The organism is Polynucleobacter sp. 39-46-10, assembly GCF_002282275.1.
The window spans coordinates 1-19,288 of the sequence record NZ_NCJB01000006.1 but is presented as its reverse complement, the minus strand read 5'-3'; the positions used below and the strand labels follow the sequence as shown (position 1 = coordinate 19,288).

At 46.8% G+C, this 19,288-nt stretch carries 21 protein-coding genes; 1 reads left to right on the top strand and 20 read right to left on the bottom strand.

Annotation, left to right across the window (positions count from 1 at the left end):
* Positions 1-7 precede the first annotated feature (7 nt).
* From B7X71_RS01405 to B7X71_RS01390, 4 genes are read right to left on the bottom strand one after another with little or no spacing between them, the layout of a single operon-like run.
* Positions 8-2,446, bottom strand: coding sequence for a heavy metal translocating P-type ATPase (locus B7X71_RS01405; RefSeq protein WP_293596865.1), 2,439 nt, complete (start codon positions 2,444-2,446; stop codon positions 8-10).
* Between the two features lie 9 nt (positions 2,447-2,455).
* Positions 2,456-3,697 carry an MFS transporter gene (locus B7X71_RS01400; RefSeq protein ID WP_293596866.1) on the bottom strand — a complete coding sequence of 414 codons (1,242 nt, stop codon included), beginning with the start codon at positions 3,695-3,697 and terminating at the stop codon, positions 2,456-2,458.
* A 6-nt stretch (positions 3,698-3,703) separates the two neighbouring features.
* Positions 3,704-4,459, bottom strand: coding sequence for a 2OG-Fe dioxygenase family protein (locus B7X71_RS01395; protein ID WP_293596867.1), 756 nt, complete (start codon positions 4,457-4,459; stop codon positions 3,704-3,706).
* A 30-nt stretch (positions 4,460-4,489) separates the two neighbouring features.
* Positions 4,490-5,791, bottom strand: coding sequence for a TAXI family TRAP transporter solute-binding subunit (locus B7X71_RS01390; RefSeq protein WP_293596868.1), 1,302 nt, complete (start codon positions 5,789-5,791; stop codon positions 4,490-4,492).
* Positions 5,792-5,907: 116 nt separating this feature from the next.
* Between B7X71_RS01390 and B7X71_RS01385 the strand changes: the two genes are divergently transcribed.
* Positions 5,908-6,669, top strand: coding sequence for an SDR family oxidoreductase (locus tag B7X71_RS01385; protein ID WP_293596869.1), 762 nt, complete (start codon positions 5,908-5,910; stop codon positions 6,667-6,669).
* Here B7X71_RS01385 and ccmI read toward each other — a convergent pair whose 3' ends face one another.
* The 16 genes from ccmI to B7X71_RS01305 all read right to left on the bottom strand — a co-directional run.
* Entirely contained in the window at positions 6,670-7,860 is a 1,191-nt protein-coding gene (gene ccmI, locus B7X71_RS01380) for a c-type cytochrome biogenesis protein CcmI (protein ID WP_293596870.1), read from the bottom strand.
* Entirely contained in the window at positions 7,853-8,356 is a 504-nt protein-coding gene (locus B7X71_RS01375; protein ID WP_293596871.1) for a cytochrome c-type biogenesis protein, read from the bottom strand. The genes ccmI and B7X71_RS01375 overlap by 8 nt, the downstream gene beginning before the upstream one ends.
* The gene (locus B7X71_RS01370; RefSeq protein WP_293596872.1) at positions 8,353-8,877 is read right to left on the bottom strand and encodes a DsbE family thiol:disulfide interchange protein; all 525 of its coding nucleotides are present in this window, start codon (positions 8,875-8,877) and stop codon (positions 8,353-8,355) included. The genes B7X71_RS01375 and B7X71_RS01370 overlap by 4 nt, the downstream gene beginning before the upstream one ends.
* Positions 8,874-10,793: a heme lyase CcmF/NrfE family subunit gene (locus tag B7X71_RS01365; protein ID WP_293596873.1), complete on the bottom strand. Its 1,920-nt coding sequence runs from the start codon at positions 10,791-10,793 to the stop codon at positions 8,874-8,876. Before B7X71_RS01365 ends, B7X71_RS01370 begins: the two co-directional genes overlap by 4 nt.
* On the bottom strand, positions 10,793-11,224 hold the full coding sequence (ccmE, locus tag B7X71_RS01360; RefSeq protein WP_293596874.1) for a cytochrome c maturation protein CcmE: 432 nt from the start codon (positions 11,222-11,224) through the stop codon (positions 10,793-10,795). Before ccmE ends, B7X71_RS01365 begins: the two co-directional genes overlap by 1 nt.
* Entirely contained in the window at positions 11,221-11,409 is a 189-nt protein-coding gene (gene ccmD, locus B7X71_RS01355) for a heme exporter protein CcmD (protein ID WP_293596900.1), read from the bottom strand. Before ccmD ends, ccmE begins: the two co-directional genes overlap by 4 nt.
* Positions 11,409-12,179 (bottom strand): heme ABC transporter permease CcmC, encoded by a 771-nt coding sequence (gene ccmC / locus B7X71_RS01350; RefSeq protein WP_293596875.1) that lies wholly within the window; start codon positions 12,177-12,179, stop codon positions 11,409-11,411. Before ccmC ends, ccmD begins: the two co-directional genes overlap by 1 nt.
* Positions 12,176-12,841 (bottom strand): heme exporter protein CcmB, encoded by a 666-nt coding sequence (gene ccmB, locus B7X71_RS01345; protein ID WP_293596876.1) that lies wholly within the window; start codon positions 12,839-12,841, stop codon positions 12,176-12,178. Before ccmB ends, ccmC begins: the two co-directional genes overlap by 4 nt.
* A complete protein-coding gene (ccmA, locus tag B7X71_RS01340) occupies positions 12,838-13,485 on the bottom strand; it encodes a cytochrome c biogenesis heme-transporting ATPase CcmA (RefSeq protein WP_293596877.1) in 648 nt (215 codons plus the stop codon). The genes ccmB and ccmA overlap by 4 nt, the downstream gene beginning before the upstream one ends.
* Positions 13,486-13,710: 225 nt before the next feature.
* A complete protein-coding gene (locus tag B7X71_RS01335; RefSeq protein ID WP_293600130.1) occupies positions 13,711-14,445 on the bottom strand; it encodes a transporter substrate-binding domain-containing protein in 735 nt (244 codons plus the stop codon).
* A gap of 58 nt (positions 14,446-14,503) precedes the next feature.
* Complete coding sequence (locus B7X71_RS01330; RefSeq protein ID WP_293596879.1) at positions 14,504-14,917, bottom strand: carboxypeptidase regulatory-like domain-containing protein; 414 nt, start codon at positions 14,915-14,917, stop codon at positions 14,504-14,506.
* A 148-nt stretch (positions 14,918-15,065) separates the two neighbouring features.
* The gene (locus B7X71_RS01325; protein ID WP_293596880.1) at positions 15,066-16,046 is read right to left on the bottom strand and encodes a quinone oxidoreductase; all 981 of its coding nucleotides are present in this window, start codon (positions 16,044-16,046) and stop codon (positions 15,066-15,068) included.
* A gap of 29 nt (positions 16,047-16,075) precedes the next feature.
* Positions 16,076-16,528: a DUF2452 domain-containing protein gene (locus B7X71_RS01320; RefSeq protein ID WP_293596881.1), complete on the bottom strand. Its 453-nt coding sequence runs from the start codon at positions 16,526-16,528 to the stop codon at positions 16,076-16,078.
* 87 nt (positions 16,529-16,615) lie between these two features.
* Complete coding sequence (locus tag B7X71_RS01315) at positions 16,616-18,142, bottom strand: cryptochrome/photolyase family protein (protein WP_293596882.1); 1,527 nt, start codon at positions 18,140-18,142, stop codon at positions 16,616-16,618.
* A gap of 50 nt (positions 18,143-18,192) precedes the next feature.
* Entirely contained in the window at positions 18,193-18,747 is a 555-nt protein-coding gene (locus B7X71_RS01310) for a DUF3833 domain-containing protein (RefSeq protein WP_293596883.1), read from the bottom strand.
* On the bottom strand, positions 18,748-19,288 hold a 541-nt coding region (locus B7X71_RS01305), incomplete at its 5' end, for a chalcone isomerase family protein (protein ID WP_363926554.1).

Sequence of the window (19,288 nt, the reverse complement as noted above, 5' to 3'; positions counted from 1 at the left end):
TTCTAGTCTAGGCCTTTCTGAGCCGCCAGGCATTTAATGTGACCGCTAGGGAAGACAGGGACATACCAATACCTGCCACCCAAGGGTTGACCCAGCCCATCATGGCCGCCGGAATAGCTAATAGGTTGTACACCAAGGCCCAGATCAAATTTTCTTTAATAATCCGCTGGGTTTTATCTGCCAGCAATAAAGATTGAGCTAAGGGAACTAAGGAACTTGCCGTCAAAATCGCATCTGCGCCTGCTGTAGCGAGTGGTGCACCGGCTCCAACAGCAATGGAGACATCCGCTCTCGCTAATAAAGGCGCATCGTTAATGCCGTCACCAATTGCCCAGACAAAGTGACCTTCATTTTGCAAGCCCTCAATGTAGTGATATTTTTCTTCTGGGGAGCAAGCGCCTTTGAAGCTATCGATGCCAACTTGATGCGCCCACCACGCTACTGTCACAGGATCATCCCCTGAAACTAAATGCACAGTGATCTTACGAGATTTTGCTGCTGACAATAATTTCTCAAGACCCGCTCTTGGGGTATCCAAAAACAGAAAGCTTGCAATCAAACCTTTGTCATCTGCTAGATGCACTTGCCCATATTGCCCTTCTTGCGCAATCTGTTGGGCACCCAACCAAGCAGCGCTTCCTAATCGATATATGCCTGAGCTCAGGCCCTTACCTAATTCGTTGGTAACAGGTGTAGACAAGTTTGACAGCGAGAGATTCTCGGCCTCAGCAGCACGCATCAGGGACAGCGCGAGAGGATGCTTTTGCCCAGCCTCCATCGCTGCGGCAAGACTCAATACGTCTGCCCTAGCAAATTCTGGTCGAGCGATCCGAATTTCTGTTAACACTGGTTGACCCATGGTGAGGGTGCCAGTTTTATCGAGCACCAAATCCGTAGCCTTAACCAAACCCTCTAGCACGTGACCGCGCACAATCAGTAAACCCAGCTTAGTTACCGCGCCCTGGGCTGCGGCCATTGCTGTCGGCACAGCAAGAGATAAAGCACAAGGACAGCTGGCCACCAATACAGAAACCAACACCGTCCAAGCCCTGCTGGGGTCGACGTACCACCAAATCGCTGAAGATAAAAAAGCGGCAATCAACAGAAAGCCAACAAAATATCCAGCCCACTTTTCTGCGAGACTTACCATTAAAGGTTTAGCTTGCAAGGCCTGATCCAGCAAGGATGCGATCCCCGCAATGCGTGTAGATTGACCTACTGCATCAATTCTCATGAGCATGGGATTGAGAATATTGTGCGTACCTGCATACACTCGATCACCAATCTTTTTATCAATTGGTTTAGATTCGCCGGAGAGTAGCGACTCATCTAGCGAACTCTCGCACTCAATCAAAATACCGTCAGCCGGAACAACATCGCCCGGGGGAACGCGAAGAACTTCGCCAGGATTGCAGTTAATCACCGGCACAATTTCAACTTGCTGGGAGGCGGGATAGTTCGGCACTCTTTCACAAGTAGCCGGTAACTGTTTTGCCAAGGCCTCCGCTCCGCCCTGTGCATCTTGACGAGCCAATAGCTCCACATAGCGGGCAGCTAAAATAAAAGCGACGAACATCGTGATGGAATCAAAGTAACCCTGGCCTGAGCCAGTCGCTAGATTCACAGTACCGGCAGAGAATGCTAAGGCTAAGGCTAAAGCAATCGGCACATCCATACCCAACATATGCGTTTGGCGAAATGCGGCAACACTGCGCCATGCGGCCTGGAAGATTGGACCTGCTGAATACATCATTACGGGCACAGTAAGGGCCCAGCTAGTCCAGCCCAGCAGTAAGTCATATTCAGCCGTGATATCACTATCACCCACATAGCCTGGCCACGCATACATCATGACTTGCATCATGCCTAGTAATGCAACTCCAAGACGAGTGAGTAGTTGACGACGTTCTTTTTTGGATTTCTCAATCGAAAGTGACGGTTCAAAAGGCCAAGCTTCATAACCAATCCGCTCTACTTCAAATAGCAAACGCGCCAGACTAGTTTGGCCTGGCGAGAATTCTGCCTTCAGCTTTTGACTAACGTAATTGATCTGGACATCTTTGACACCAGGAATGCGTCGCAAGTGTTGCTCACACAACCATACGCAAGCAGCACAGCGAATCTTCTCAAGTCGCAAAGTTGTTTCTAAATTACCCTCTTCCCCACTGGGCCGGGTATATCGGCCAAGCAAAGAGGGATCGTCGTAAGGGGCAAGATTGTCGGGAATTTCATTTGAGGCAAGATAAGCTGCAGGCTTATCACTTGACTGTGCGCGACGCGCATAGAACACTTCAAGACCTTCGCCATGAATAGTTTGCGCAATTGCCATACAGCCAGCGCAACAGAATTTTCTATTGATACCAGCTAAATCAAGTTCGTAGGAGTCACCCGGAAGAATAAAACTTCCACAGTGATAGCAGCTATTACTTGGCAAGCTAGAGCTCATGAAGAATAATTAATTTCGGGCTAGAGGCTTGCTTACCCAACCATTACGACGTTCGTATAGAACAAACAATACACCCCAGATCACTACAGCGGAATAAGCCCAGACCCAAGAAATTTGCGAGGCACGCGAACCCGTTACGTCGAGTACAAACCCGAAGATGGCTGGGCCTAACAAACCACCCCCAAACCCCATTAATGAATGTAGACCCATTGCTGCACCCTTGATATTTTCTTGGGCACTAACAACTAAACCCGCAGTCAAGGTAGCAGAATCGGCCATGATGAAAATCGTATGCCCTACAGCCAACGCAATAATTAACCACCAGGATTGTCCGGTTGATAAAGAAAGCGCAACACCAAATGCCGCGCTAGATAGCATGACAAAGAAAATCCATTTTTGACGCCCAATTCTTAGGGCAATCTCGTTTCCAATAATAGATGCGGGAACGCCAAAGAAATTAATCACGCCCGCAAGGGTGGTGGCGGTTAATAGAAAAGGAGCGCCCGTCACAATTGCACAGAAGCCAAAAAAAGCGACGATCCAGCTGCGAGAAGCAAATAATTCAATCGAGTGCACGGTATAGCCAAAAATAAATCCTGAAGCTGTTTTATCTTGCAAGACTAAGCGCCACTTATCGACCGGGAAAATGTCGTGCAATCGAATCCGAATTGGGCCATGCCACTTCTCATGGATAAGCGCAGGGATAAATATGAGCACAATCAACAATGCAGTGAACGGGCCTAAGGCAATGATTCCAAAAACATAGCGCCAGCCCAAGCTATCCAAGATCCAGCCTGAGCAGAGATAAGAGAAGCCAGTGCCAATACCAAAGAAAGCGGTGTAGAAAGCAATGTGGCGACTTAATTCACCAGTCTTAATGCGATCCGAGAGAATTTTTAAGCCAGGCATATAGGTGCCGGCCAAGCCAGCCCCATTGAGTGCCATAAAGATCAATGCAGTCCAAAAGTTATAAGCTAAGAGACCCATACCTAGCAATCCACAAGTGGCCGAAAGACCGCCTATGAGATAGACCTTTTTTGCATCGACGCGATCTGTCAGAGCGGTTGCCAATGGAACCATCAGCATGTAACCAAAAAAGAAAGCGCTAGCAATTAGTCCAGACTGTAAATTGCTGAGCTGCCATTCATCCTGCAACGTGGTTAGCACTACGGCATAACAGGCGAAGCCCAGAAGCGCGCAGGTTTGCGCCATGAGCATGAAGGGGGTGTAACCGGTAGGTTTAAAACGCATTGGGCCTTACTGTTGACTGCGATCAGGTGAATCCTGGAAGCCATTCGAGCGGAAGGTAAGCACCAAGGTATCCCTATAGCCATGTGGCCCCAATGGCTGGATGGGGGTAGATTCATGAATCATGCGCTCATCATTCATGAGCAATAAAGACCATGGTTCAGTCAGCGTAAATCTCAAACCAGCGGAGCCGTGCGCATCAAAAATACGCGTCTCGCCACCTTTGATGCCAACGCGATTGAGCAAAAAGACGGCAACAAAATCTACACCGTCGCGATGCGCTCCTTCAGGAGTTGGACGCCCAATTCCATCGGTTGTATCAATTCGAAATTGGTGCGCTTCGACAAACCAGGTGCTTGCCTGCTTCACACTACTGAGAACACGAGCCAATCCCAGTAAAAGCGATTGCCAGGCAGGATTGCTGGTGAGCTGAGCCTGTGAAGGCTCGAACCAACGCTCGATACCCCCATGCAAGGCGTTGTAGTTTACCGACTGCCAATGGGCGCGATGGGGCACCATGAGTAAAGATTCACCCTTAATCTCAAAGCTGGAATGGCGGCGAAAGCGATATCGCCCACCATCTTTTAAATAGGGGTCACGCGGCAAACCCTCCCAAAACTGGGTAAGATCCAGTAGTTGACCAAGATCCACATGTGCAATTTCTGACACATCCTGCGCAGAGATCACTGCAAAACCATCATCTCGGAGAGATTGGGCTACACCCTTTACTGGGGTCAGTGGTGGCAGAAGGCTTGAAAGATTCATGGGGTTTATTTTAGGCGCTTACCAAGCATTTTAGGAATGCAAATTTAAACGACCGCGCACTTCTCCCACATGCCCTTTTAAGTCATACAACTCTTTCGCATCTAGCATAGAGACCCTGATATTGCCCACTCTTCGCTCAATATCTTCTAAGTCCTTGAAGTTCTTTTCTTTTAAGGCTGGATTGGATGCATTTTTTTCAATTATCTTGAGCTCGTCGTATACCTGAGATAACTTGAGGCGCAAGAGTAAATTCTTAGCCGCGGGGATATAGGTAAACAAGGGAATCAAAATCACAAGCAGTGGGATCACAATTTTCGCAAATCGTCCAATCCATACAGCCGTCCAAAAAGGGAGGTAACGATGCAAGAAAGAAGGGCCATCCTTTAGATAAATTTCTGCATCTACGTGCAATGGAAAATCCAGACCGGTACCCGACGGAAACTCTCCCGACTTTTGTAAATAGGAATAGGTTTTCAGAATTTCGTAAGTATCGCCAAGTAATAAGGTCACCAATGCAGGGCTAACATCCCTCTTTCCCACCAAAGTCGCTGTTGCTGCCAAGACCTGAATATCTTGCTTTGGTAAGTCGTACCCAATACTGACTACCCCACGTGGCACCGTCACCTTGGATAAGAAGGGGAATAAATGAACATAGGCTTCAGCCTGTTCAAAACTCATTAAGCGAATGCCGGGAGTTTCATAAAAACTTTTAACCAAGGGTGCCTCGGCAGCGCTCACCAAAAATACAGCGTCTAACTCTCCTTTTTTGAACTTCTCTAAGGCATCTAGTGGCTTTAGCTTTTCAGTACGAAGATCGCCCATAGTTAATCCACTTGCCTCAAGCAATTGAGAGGCTAAGGAGAGCGTGCCACTACCTTCATTACCAATAGATACCCGCTTATCTTTTAGCTGGCTCAACAAACCCAATCGCCCAGATTCATTTGGAAAGCTCGATTCTCGATACCAAACCCAGACTGGCTCATAAAAAACACCAGCAATCGAGACAAAATTGGGGTGCTTTGATAAGTCAGCTACACCACCCTGAACCATTGCAAAATCAACACCTGAATTCGGATCGCCTAATAAAGACAAGTTATCGCTTGTTCCACCAGTGGTTCGCAACTTGAGGGAAATACCCTCCTCAGCAAGTTCACTTTTGAGCTTTTCACCAAACTGCTGATACAAACCAGTAGGAAAACCAGTCGCCAATTCAATCGACCTGGGAGGGGGTGGAACTAGAACCCAGAGCGTAGCAAAAAGTATGGCAACCAGAATCAAAAAAGCGATACCAACTGCCATGGGGTTATAGATATTTTTGCGTATGAAGTCCATAAGAATACTTTTCGTTTTTGCCATTATGCCCCGAGCCTAGAGATCAAGAGCGGAATGAATTCATTCAAATTATTTCGGGATAAGATGGGGGGGTTTACAGAACTATTAGGATTGCAATGAACTCAGGCCTCAATAAAGTAGCCCTTGTCACAGGAGCTGGAACGGGCATCGGGAAAGCAGCGGCAAAAGCGCTTTTGCAGGGTGGATTTCGTGTTGTCCTGACCGGCAGAAACATTGAGAAACTCAATGCAGCCATTGAGGATATTGGCGGGAATAAGCAAAATTGCCTCGCACTAAGCTGTGATGTTGGCAATCCAGAGCAAGTAAAACACTTATTTTCAGAAATCCAAAAACAGTTTGGCCGCATTGATGTACTTTTTAATAATGCTGGCATGGGTGCTCCAGCAATTCCCATGGAAGAGTTAAGCTACGAGCAATGGATGAATGTCGTTAACGCCAATCTCTGCGGAGCCTTCTTATGCTCTCAAGAAGCTATCCGCATGATGAAGGCCCAATCTCATCAGGGAGGTCGAATCATTAATAATGGCTCAATCTCTGCGCATGCGCCACGCCCGATGGCTGCTCCGTATACCGCAACCAAGCATGCAATAACTGGTTTAACCAAATCCATCGCATTAGATGGTCGACCATTTAATATTGCTTGCGGTCAAATTGATATTGGCAACGCGGGCACTGAAATGACTATCCCGATGGCTGCTGGTATTTTGCAACCTGATGGCTCAAAAAAGGTGGAGCCACTCATGGATGTGGATCATGTTGGGCAAGCTGTCTTGCACATGGCTCAACTACCCTTAGAAAGCAATATTCTTTCAATGACCATCATGGCAACCAATATGCCATTTGTTGGTCGAGGTTAATTAAGGCCTAATCTGATCAATCAATAATCGGGCATTAGTAGTGCCGACCTTGATTGTTTGGGGTGCAGATATCAAGTCCCCAGATTCTGGCATCGCCATCCCTGATTTTGAGATCCGCACTTCAACTGATACCTCAGGCAATTGAGAGATCAATGCATTCGGGCTCATTGCCAAAGAATCATTGAGAACAAAACTGATTGGAAATGCCGTAACTGCGGTTTTGAGCACTGCTACTGGCATACGCTCACCCGGCTTACGAGCGATCACCATCAAGGTGTCGCCCGCCTTCACTTTCGATTCAAGTGCAGACAATATTCCCACCCGCCCACTCACTCCTTGATTGCTGATCACTGGCGCGCTCGCTGGTGCAATCCCTCCCTTGTTGCGTGCTTCAGCAATAGACGAGGCAATTGCACGAGCTTCATCCGTATCGGGAGGTAGCTGTATTGCTATTTTTTCCCAAGACTGTACTGCAGCTTTGTAGTTTTGCACATTAAAAGCTGCCGTACCAGAAAGCCATAGAGCCAATAAATTATTTGGATCCAGAGCCAATGCTTTATTAATTAATTGCTGCGGCTTGCCGGCAAAATTACCATTTGCATTTGCCGCCAACACATCGGCATAGTCCGCTAGTAATTGTGGGTCAGAGTCAATAAAAGAGCCTGCGCGAACATAAGCATTGGCAGCTTCAGCATTGCGACCCAGAATTCGATAGGAGCGCGCTAACATGGCCCAACCCTTGAGATTGTCTGGGTCTTTCTCCATCTTGGCAGCAAACTCCACAATCATCTTTTCAACAGACTCTTGAGTCATTGGCTTTTCAGTGCTCTTTTCAGCGATCCGAGAAGCATCGCCAAGATAAAAATAAAATCCTGATGAGAGCAACACTACAAAAAGACAAAGTCCAATGATGGTTTTCTTAGTTGAGCCCAGCACTGCAAGATCATCCGCCTCATCCGTATCCTGGAAAAGTCGCTGACGCATTTCTGCATGAGTCTGCTCATAACTATCACCATCCACCCTGCCCGCCAAACGATCAGCATCAAGCTTATCTAACTCTTCTCGATAGATGGCTGCATTCATCTGACGACGCGATGTTGCAGACTCCCTTTCCGGGAAAAATAAGGGGCGCAATAACAGAACCAAGACCAAGATCAACAATAAGGCGGCGGGAATTAAAAAACTAGTCATGTGCATTTTCTGTTGAACTGGATTTTGCATCCCGAAGAAGCGCATCAATGCGACGATTATCTTCTTCGGATAAGGTGGCGCTAGGCATACTCTGATTTCTGCGACGCAGATAAACCATAAGGCCAATAATGCCAGCAAGCAGAATCACAAAGGGGCCTATCCATAGGAGCCAGGTAATCGGCTTTACAGGTGGTCGATATAAAACAAAATCACCGTAACGCTCAACCATAAAATTCCGAATCTGCTCGTCCGTCTTACCCTCATTAATCAGAATACGAATTTCTCGACGCAAATCATTTGCCAAATCAGAGCGAGAGCCTGCAAGCGATTCATTTTGACAAACTAGACAACGCATTTCTTCTGAAATCGTAATGAGGCGTTGCTCGGTAACCGGATCATCCGCAAGTGCAGCAGCATCTTTAGCAAAAGAACTATTCATCGCACAAAAAAGCGCAATGGTCGCAAAGGCAGACAGGAGAAGTTTTTTCAAAATCACTTGAGCTCGCCCAGCAAAGGAATAATCTTCTTATTAAGCAATTCCATCGTAATTGGGCCAATATGCTTAAAACGAATCACTCCAGCCTTATCAATGACATATGTCTCTGGAACACCATACACACCATAATCAATCCCAACACGACCGTTGGCATCAAAGGCAGATAAAACGTAAGGATTACCTTGGCGAGCAAGCATTGCCATAGCATCGTCACGCTTATCTTTGTAATCCAAACCAATAATCGGTGCTACCTGTAACTTGCCTAGTTCAACGAGAACAGGATGCTCTTCACGACAAGCGACACACCAAGAGGCCCATACATTCAAAATCCAGACCTTACCTCTCATACTCTCGGGTGAAAAGGTTTTTTGAGGGTCTGCCAGCTGCGGCAATTCAAAAGCAGGAGCCTGCTTACCAATGAGAGGGGAAGGCACCTCATGCGGATCACGATTTAAGCCTACCGCTAAAAATCCAACCAACACTACAAACAATAGAAGTGGAATTAAAAACTTGGCTTTCATGCTGCCACTTTCTTCAACTTCATGCGATAACGTTTATCCGACATGGCCAGTACGCCGCCCAGTGCCATCAACAAGCAACCACCCCAAATCCAATCAACAAAAGGCTTGTAATAGACCCGCACTGCCCACGCCTTATCGTCCAACTCCTCACCTAATGAAACGTAGATATCTCTAGTCAGGCCTGCATCAATCGCCGCCTCGGTCATTGGCATTGTTGAAGAAAAGTAGCTACGCTTTTCAGGGTACATCGTGGCTTCTACTTTGCCATTGCGGGTCAGCAGGAAAGTCCCCTGCATAGCTTTGTAGTTTGGGCCAGGAACTGCGTTCACACTCTGAAGCTGAATTTGGTAACCACCAACACTAACGCTTTCACCTGCAAGCATGCGCACATCTTTTTCTTCTTGATAAGCACCCACCATGGTGACCCCAATCACAAAGACCGCTATACCGAGATGCGCCACCTGCATGCCGATAAATGAACGCGTAGGTTTGCCTGCTTTTGCTTGGCGAATAATTTGCATTACTCCTGAAGCAATGACCCAAAAAACCAATAAGAAACCAAGGCTACTGAGCCAAGTAAACTCACCCATGGCAAATGGAATCAAGGCGGCAGCAATCACTGCCACTAGGGCTGCAATCCATAAGCGCTTAATCACATCCAAGAGATTGGAGTTCTTCCAGCTAGTCCAAGGCCCAATTCCCATCAATACCAATAGAGGAATCATGATGGGCACAAAGACGCTATTAAAGTATGGAGGACCTACTGAGATCTTTCCTAAATGGAGGGCATCAATCAGTAAGGGATAAAGCGTACCCAAGAGCACTGATGCAGCAGAGACCACCAAGAAAACATTGCCCAACAAAATAAAAGTTTCGCGGGATGTGAAGCTGAACTTACCTCCAAGCGTACTCTTTGGAGCGCGCCAAGCGTAAAGAGTTAAAGAGGAGCCCACAACCAATACTAAGAAAATCAGAATAAAGATGCCGCGCTTGGGATCGGTCGCAAATGCATGCACTGAAGTCAGGACTCCAGAACGCACCAGAAAGGTCCCCAGAAGTGAAAGCGAGAAGGCAGTAATTGCCAACAACACGGTCCAACTCTTAAAGCCGCCGCGCTTCTCAGTAACGGCTAAAGAATGGAGCAAGGCAGTACCAACCAACCAAGGAATGAACGAGGCATTTTCAACGGGGTCCCAGAACCACCAGCCACCCCAACCTAATTCGTAATAAGCCCACCACGAACCCAAGGCAATACCAAGCGTTAGAAATACCCAAGCAGCAGTCGTCCATGGACGTGACCAACGCGCCCAAGCGGCATCAAGACGACCAGATAATAAAGATGCAATTGCAAATGCAAATGCAACTGAGAAGCCAACGTAGCCCATGTACAACATGGGCGGATGAAAGACTAAGCCCGGATCTTGTAAAAGCGGATTTAAAGAGCGCCCATCCTGAGCGGCTGGTAAGAGTCGCTCAAACGGATTGGAAGTCATGAGAACAAACAAGAGCAGGCCGGTGATGACTAAGCCTAAGACCCCGATCACTCGAGCGACCATAAATTCATCTAAAGCCTTAGAAAGCTGGGCCACTAAAAATGTCCAAGTCGATAGCAAGAAAATCCAAAGCAATAAAGAGCCTTCATGACCGCCCCACACCGCACCTAAGCGGTAAATAACGGGCATTAGTGAGTTTGAATGCTCTGCTACATAAAGGACAGAAAAATCATTCGAGTAAAAGCTCCAGGCCAAAATCACAAATGCAATAGCGAGTAATAGGAAAACGGTTTGTGCAGCAGGTCTTGCCAACAGAATCCATTCGCGTCGACCTTGATGGGCGCCAACCAATGGCAGGATCCCTTGAATGATGGCAATGCATAAGGCCAGAATTAATGCGTAATGCCCAAACTCAGGAATCATTATTTATTTCCATTTTTTTGAGCTTGCTCTAAAGCATGCTTAGCCTCTGGAGGCATATAGTTTTCATCATGCTTAGCTAATACTTCGCTAGCAATAAATTGCCCATTTGCATTGAGACGGCCTTGAATAACTGCGCCCTTACCCTCTTTAAATAAATCCGGAAGAATACCGGTGTAGGCCACAGGAATATCTTTCACCATATCGGTAATCACAAAGTTCACTATTAGGCCATCCCGCTTAACCGATCCATCCTTGACCATGCCACCAATTCGGAAAGTCTGGCCAGCTGGTGATTTGCCAGAAGCTACTTCACTTGGGGTTACGTATAAAGCAATGTTGCTGTTTAGGGCATTCAAAATTAATACTGCCGCAATGCCAATGGCAATGAGCGCACCAACAATAATGGCTGCTCGTTTATGTCTTGGTTTCATTCACCACCCTTTTGCTCAAACCGCTCTGCCATCACCTCACGCTGCAGCCTACGCACAATCGACTTATGGCGCGCGCGAACAGCCAGAGGCTCCAATAAGAGCACCAAGGCACAAACACCGAAGCTGCACCACACATACAGGGCATAACCACCCATCGCAAAGAATTCAGCCGGACTATTCCACATCAACGCTTTACCTCGTTTAATTGCTTAACCCAATCAGTATGAGCCTCACGCTCCAAAATGATGGCGCGCGCACGCATTAACCCTACTGCAATTGAGTACATCCAGAAGCATAAAGCCATCAACAACATTCCCCAGAGCATTGTCTGAGCCATCGCCGGAGCTTTAGTTAATGAAACGGAGGCGCCTTGATGCAAGGTATTCCACCACTTCACTGAAAAATAAATAATAGGCACATTCACTACACCAACTAAGGCCAGTATTGCCCCTGCTTTATCAGCGCGGCGAGTATTGTCAATGGAAGCTTGCAAGGCAATAAATCCGAGATACAAAAAGAGCAAGATGAGTTCGGAAGTTAAACGCGCATCCCATACCCACCAAGCACCCCACATGGGCTTACCCCAGAAAGCACCAGTCCACAAAGACAGAAAAGCCAGCCAAGCACCGATGGGGGCTAAGGCCTGAGCCATCATGGCTGATAGGCGCGTATTAAATACCAAACCTAATCCAGCCCAAGCAGCCATCACTAGATAGATAAACATCGACATCCAGGAGGCCGGCACATGAACAAAAATAATGCGGTAACCCTGGCCCTGCACTGCATCCACGGGTGCCACAAAGAAACTCACCCATAAGCCAGCGGCGCCAAAAATAAACGTGAGCGCCCAAAACCAAGGAATCAATTTTCCAGCAAGCGGATAAAAGGTACTTGGGCTCGAGAATTTGAACCAATTCATGATGCGGCTAGAGGATAAATTATTTACATTACTCATTCGATGGCAATCTTTACAGCATTAGCACTAACCCAAGGCATAAATGCTAATGCCAAAATGAATAAAGCGCCCAATAGGGAAAAATGTCCTGTGATATCAAGGCCCACGCTGCTAGCGTAGACAGCGCCAGCCCCAAAAATCAATACTGGAATGTAGAGCGGCAATATCAGAAGACTCATCAAGATGCTGCCACCCCTCACCCCGAGAGTTAAAGCTGCGCCAATCGAGCCCAATAAGGACAGAACTGGCGTCCCCAGCAATAATGCCGCCATCAGCACTTCCAAGGATTGGGCATCCAAATCAAACTGAATGCCAATCACAGGTGCCAATAAAACTAAGGGAAGCCCACACACTAACCAATGGGCAATAATCTTGCCAAATACCAAGGCCGTAAATGAATTCGGAGACAAGACTAATTGCTCCAAGGTGCCGTCGGCGTAATCAGCCGCAAACATACGCTGCAAACCAAGTAATGTAGAGAGTAAGGCAGCCACCCAAATGACGCCAGGCGCAATCTTTCTCAGCAAGGCGGTATCGGCACCAATGCCTAATGGGAATAAGCTGGTCACAATCACAAAGAAAAATAATGCCGTTAAGACCTCACTCTTGCGACGCATCACCAGCAATAGATCGCGATGAACAATAGCTATAAAGGCTCTCATAAATCTAAAACTCGCAGACCGGGTATGGTTAGTGACTGATGACTTGTCAGCACCACCAGCCCATTACCCTCAAGATGCTCCGCTATCAAGCCTTCCAACTCCTGCACGGCATGGGTATCCAAGGCATTAAAAGGCTCATCCAAAATCCAGACTTGCGCCCGTCGCGTCACCATGCGCGCCATCAAGACCCGTTTTTTCTGACCCGCAGATAAACAGTTCACAGGTAGATCTTCGCGCCCCTTAAGGCCAAATCGCCAAAGGGCGGAGAAGGCATCTTGCTCAGAAAGTGCAATGCCATCAATCGCAGCATACATACGCAAATTTTCGATGGCACTGAGATCTTCTTTCAGGGCATCACGATGACCTAAAAATAAAAGTTTGCTGTGATATTCAGGCGCTTCTTTTTTAATGGAACGGCTATTCCAAAAAACTTCTCCAGACTCAGGGGAAGCCAGGCCAGTAAGTAAACGTAATAGACTCGTTTTTCCAACTCCATTCTCACCACGCACATGGACGCACTGACCAGCAAATACCTGCAAGTGAAGACCTGAAAAAAGTTCTCGCTCACCTCGCACGCAAGATATCTTCCGAGCCTCAAGGGCCGTGGCTGAAGATGCTGGGAAGGAGGAATTAGTGGCTGTCATCGAAAGAAATGGCTTGAATCAAACCACTCAAGCATTGTCTAAGACCCACTTGGGGCTGTCAAACAAGCTAAAAACGGCATTTAAAGAATAAATTTCTTTTAATTCAATTGCTTAGCAGATTATAAGCGGAGTGGGCGGGAAGCATTCATCGCCTAAACATGCCGCCATACAAACTTAAAGCCATTATTTACGGGAATCCGAGGGTTACCCGCCCTCTGAAGCCATTTAAGGGAGCGTTGCAACTGACAGGCCCTGAACCTGATATTGACTAATGAGATCTGCCACCAACCCAGATCTAATAAATTCTGCCACACAAGCATTCAAAAACTCAATCGATTCTATGTGGGATTTTTGAGCAGCAACTGCCTGCTGTATTCCGGTGAATTGACCATCCAAAATTCTTGATCCAGGGATATCTTTAGAGACCAAAACTAGGCCCGTTTTCAATCCGGCTAAAGCATCTAATTTTTCGCTGACAAATAATTCTGTGCTGGCTTTCACACTGTCAGCATGAACTAAGCGGGCATATTTGAGGTTGCGTTGCAACCAAAGGTCATAAGCACTCTTATCAAAAGATGCAATTCGAATGCCTGGCTGATCTACCTGCGACAGATCCACAATGGGTGAATGAGCAGGCACCAAGTAAGTAGCTTCTAGTTCGACATATGCAGGCGTGAAGGTAATCTTTTGAGCGCGAGCGGGATCAGAACCCAATAATGCGATGCCGCATCTTCCGCTGACTACAGCCTCAACCACCTCAGCCTGGGTATTAAAGCCCATCAGGCTTAACTCCACACCCAAATGCTTTGCAATGGCTCGACAGATATCCGGCGAGATACCAGTCGGCTCACCAGAGGGTGATCGACCAGTAACCAATAAGAAATTGCCCAAGTACACCGCAGCAGATAGAACGCCATTAGGTGCGAGCTGCTCCAATACTTTAGGTGAAACGCTATTCAAACAGATCTCCAAATTTTTATCAGTCACCGAAACTATAACTAAGTAGAAATAAAATGAACTAGGATTTCCAAAAGAGATTGACCTTCTGCGGCAATGCTGTCTTTAACGTAATGGATTTCTTCTGAACTAGCCCTTGATAAACTCCCTCCAGTAGGTACTCGCCCGCAGGTAAATTAACGAGCATGTAGGGGCCATCTGCTTGCGCATCAAATATGGCCTGACTCTTAGCATTCAGAATTTTGATCTTTGCACCAAAAATCCAAACACCACGACCATTTTCTATTTGAGATAACTCCAGCAATAGAGGCCATTGCTTCGCCTCTGCCAAAATCGCCTGTGATTCCTCTTCACCTACCCCACCTGAGATATAAGAGATTCCTTGGGAGTATTGAGTGTCGGGAATTTGCGCACACACTACTGAAGAGCAAGTGAGGCAGATTGCACAAAGAATTGAGTTGATGTAGAAGTTCATATGAGCCTCTTTTAATTAGCGTAAGTGCTTGTAATTCATTCTACAGTTAAGCGACTGAATTTAGTAGTCGAGTGGAAAGTAAAGAGCCCCGCACAGGCGGGGCTCTTCAACAATCCATGTCATTAGACCTTATGTTCGGTAACCCACATTAAGGTGTAATAACAATCGCACCTGAAACTTTTCTTCCCTCTGCTGCTTTATGCGCCTCAGCCGCTTGTTCGAGAGAGAACTTGGCACCAATTTGTACTTTTACTCGACCTTGAGCAATTGCATCAAATACTGCGCGGGCATTTTCTTGCAATAGCTCAGGTGTAGCGTTGTGTGGAAATACAGAAGGTCTAGTTAAGAATAGGCAGCCCTTCTTATTCAGAATTTCTGGGTGAATATCCGGCGCTGGGCCGGAGGCAGCACCGAACAAAGCCACAGTTCCAAATGGCGCAGCACAATCGAGGGAACCCAAGAAAGTAGTTTTAGCAACTGAGTCATAAACAATATTTGCCTTGCGTCCACCGGTTGCCTTAATCACTTCTTCAACCCAATTCGGCTTTGAGTAATCGACTACTGCATCGCATCCCGCTTCTTTAGCTGCAGCAAACTTAGCTTCAGATCCTACAGTTCCGACTACAAAAGCGCCCAATGATTTGGCCCAACCCGCTAAGATTTGACCAACACCACCAGCAGCGGCATGAACCAGCACGACGTCTCCAGATTTCACTTTATACGTTTTCTGAATCAAGTATTGCGCAGTCATTGCCTTGAAGAACACGGCGGCGGCAATCTCATCAGACACATTGTCTGGCACTGACACCAGCTTATCTACCGCAACATTGCGCGCACTAGCATAAGCACCGATACCAGCATTCATGTACATCACGCGATCGCCCAGCTTGAATCGAGTGACACCTTCACCAAGGGCCTCGACCACGCCAACTGCCTCGTGACCCAAACCTGTTGGCAATTCCAAGGGGTAAACACCTGAGCGCTGGTACACATCAATAAAGTTAAAGCCAATTGCAGTTTGACGAAGTTGTACTTCGCCCCTTGCTGGAGCTGGCAGCTCTTTATCGATTAACTGAATCACATCGGCGCTACCGAGTTCTGAAAGACTAACAATTCGAGCAGTTGTCACAAGTCACCTTATTATTTTTATGTAAAAAATTATCTTACTGCAAGCGAAGAGGATGCAATCTCATCTTCCTCAACAACAGCCCATGTACTATCCCCAAGCTTTTTGACAGCCATGGAATAAGTCCAAGCATCGGGAATACCGCAACTCCACTGATCCGGGCCGTTTTGAATCAACACATTTGTACCAATGCGACTATCAAAATACAAGTGGTAGGTTTTACCATGCAGAGGGTTAAAGCTGAATTTGGCGCTATGGACCATTTCTGTAGCATCTAATCGCGCCTGAAGTGAACGCGCCTGCTTCATTAACACTTCAGCCTGCTCCATAATGCGGTCGTATTCGAGCTTTGCATTTTGGCGAGCGACGTTAACTGCTTTGTCTTTTTCTTCTAGGACTTTAATCGGCGCAAATACTGGTGCACCCACTTCCATAGGATATTCAATACCGGCATGCCGTGCTGGATCGGTGTCTTCAATTCTCATGGCTATTTAACCTGCTGATTTATATAGCGAAAGTGTGACACAAATTCACAAAATGCGTCGTAGCACCCTACGGGCGGGATAAACCCGTTACAAGGAGTTCAAACCCCCTAAAAGCCCTTTGGCATGCGCCTGGATTGCCTGCTGATCTGGATCGCTAATTCGAGACAAATTTGCAGTCATCAAGCGGGTCCGTGGGCTTGCCTCAAATTGAGTCCGATGTTTAATTAAGAAATTCCAATAGAGATTAGTCATTGGGCAGGCACCCTCCCCAAACCGAATGTCAGGCTTATATTGGCAAGAGCCGCAGTAGTTGCTCATTCTCTTAATATAAGCGCCACTGGCAATATAGGGCTTACTGGTAAAGCGGCCACCGCTCGCAAATAAAGCCATTCCAGCTGTATTGGGTAACTCCACCCATTCAATCGCATCAACATAAATTGCAAGATACCAATCACAAACATCTTTTGGCAGAATTTCTGCGAGCAAGGCAAAGTTACCCGTCACCATGAGGCGCTGAATATGATGAGCATAGCCATACTGCAGAGTTTGCCCTATCGACTCCTGCATGCATTTCATTTTTGTTTTGCCATTCCAATACCAAGCAGGCAATCGATTCTGGTGATCATAAAAATTATCCAACGCCATTTGAGGCATATCGAGGTAATACATGCCACGAACAAATTCTCGCCACCCTAAGATTTGACGAATGAATCCCTCAACAGTTGCAAGCTCCAGGTCGTACTTTTTCCAGGCAAACAAAACAGCATCAATCACTTCTCTGGGATTAAGTAACTTCAGGTTCAGAGAGCTGGATAACAATGAGTGCCAACCAAAAGGCGTATCAGTCCACATCGCGTCTTCATAAATACCGAAAGTTGCCAGTCGATGCTCAACAAATCCCTCGAGTGCTTGAAGTGCTTGCTGGCGAGTCACCGGCCATTGAAAGTGCGCCAGTGACCCAGGATGATCTGGGTATCGCTCTTCCACCTCAGCTAGAACCACTTTGGTAATCTCATCTGGCGAAAATAATTCTGGGGGTGGAATTAATCCAGGACCTTTCTTTGGAAAGGGCTTGCGATTGTCTCGATCAAAATTCCACTGCCCACCTTCTGGGTTACCGTCCTGATCCATCAAGATCCCATGGGTTTTGCGCATCAGTCTGTAGAAGTACTCCAGTCGTAATTCTTTTTTATTGGCGACCCATTCTTTAAATTCTGGATGCGCGCAATAAAAATGGGTGTCCTGTCGTACCTCTAGAACAATTTTGAGCTCCAAAGCCAAAGCCTCAGTGGATTGCTTTAGTCGCCACTCCCCTGGCTCCACACACACGAGGTGCGTAAATTTTCCGTCAATGATTTTGGTTTTGAGCTCTTCCGAAATGCTCTTGGGAGAATGCTCAATATAGGCAAGAGGAAATCCTTGGGCCTTAAGATACTCGGCAAAGTGCCGCATGGCCGATAAAAATAAAGCAATCTTTGCTTTATGAGACCAAACATGTTGCGCCTCATTGGCAGACTCCACCATCAGCACTTCATCTGTCTTGGGGTTGAAATCTTTTAAGGCGGCGCTATCTATATCTAGTTGATCACCCAAAATCAGTATGAGCTTTTTCAAACTGATCTTCCTTGCCGACAAATAAATAAGAAGGGGAAGTGCATCATCAATTAGCGCTTATAAAAACTGAGGGTCACTTCGCCCAAATCAATTCCGAATTTGCTCATTTTGGCTTTATTCAGCATGACTTTAGGTGTCACCAAGTACATCCAGTCATTAAATTGCACATGATAGATCGTGCCATCTACAGGCAAGGCCAAGGTGTAAGCCCAATTGAGGGCATTCCCAGCTGATTCTCCTAGCGCCTCACCCACCACATCATCTGCCTTACCAATATATTTACCAGGGGCAGTTTCAGTCAGAGTCCAAATACGCTTTTGCTTAGTGCCATCAGAGTATTCAAAACTCTCATCGAGGGTGCCGACTTTTTTACCGTCGATGACCTTCCACTGCGCAACTAAGAGCACGGTAAATCGTTTTTTCACCTCGCCACTGCGGTCGGTAAAAATTCCATAGGCATCTATCGTGCCATTGAAGTACTCACTGAGGTCTAGGCTTGGTTTCTCGTTAGCGTACTGCGTTACAGAAGGTGATGAGCAAGCAAATAGACCCGTGACTACAAAAACTAGGGCCATCGATTTTGCAGCGATATAAGTTTTACGCATTTAACATGCTCCTGAAATGAGTGGTGGTGGACAGCCCTGTCCTAACAATTCTGTTCTGAGTTTGGGTGCAGTCGTTTTTGAATCTAGCCAAATACCAAAAAAGGCTTTTGCAAAATCAGCGCCCTGGATCTGGGATATTTTTTTACCCTCGTAAAAGAAACTGGTTCCCTGCCTCGGGATATAAACAGCAGCAATAGTCTGGCCAGGCTCTACATTGGGAAGAATAGCTGCCAACTCTTTACCCCAAGATGCTGCTTGAGCATCACTTGTACCTAAGTTTTTCATCTCTTCAGCCGTGCGGTTAGCAATTGCTTCGCCTGAGAATGATCTTTGGTACTTTAGCTCAAGAGCAAACTCTTGAGAATCCTTAGTTGCACCACGATACAGATTCGCATCGTAAACATGAAATCCCCAAAAGTTCAGTCTGCCTAACCCCTGCAACTGAGTTTGACCCATCATGGTTTTAATATGCGGAGGCTCCTTAGCAAAACTCATTGGGGTGGTTATATTAAGAGCCAAACCAATTAATAAGGTACGCGGG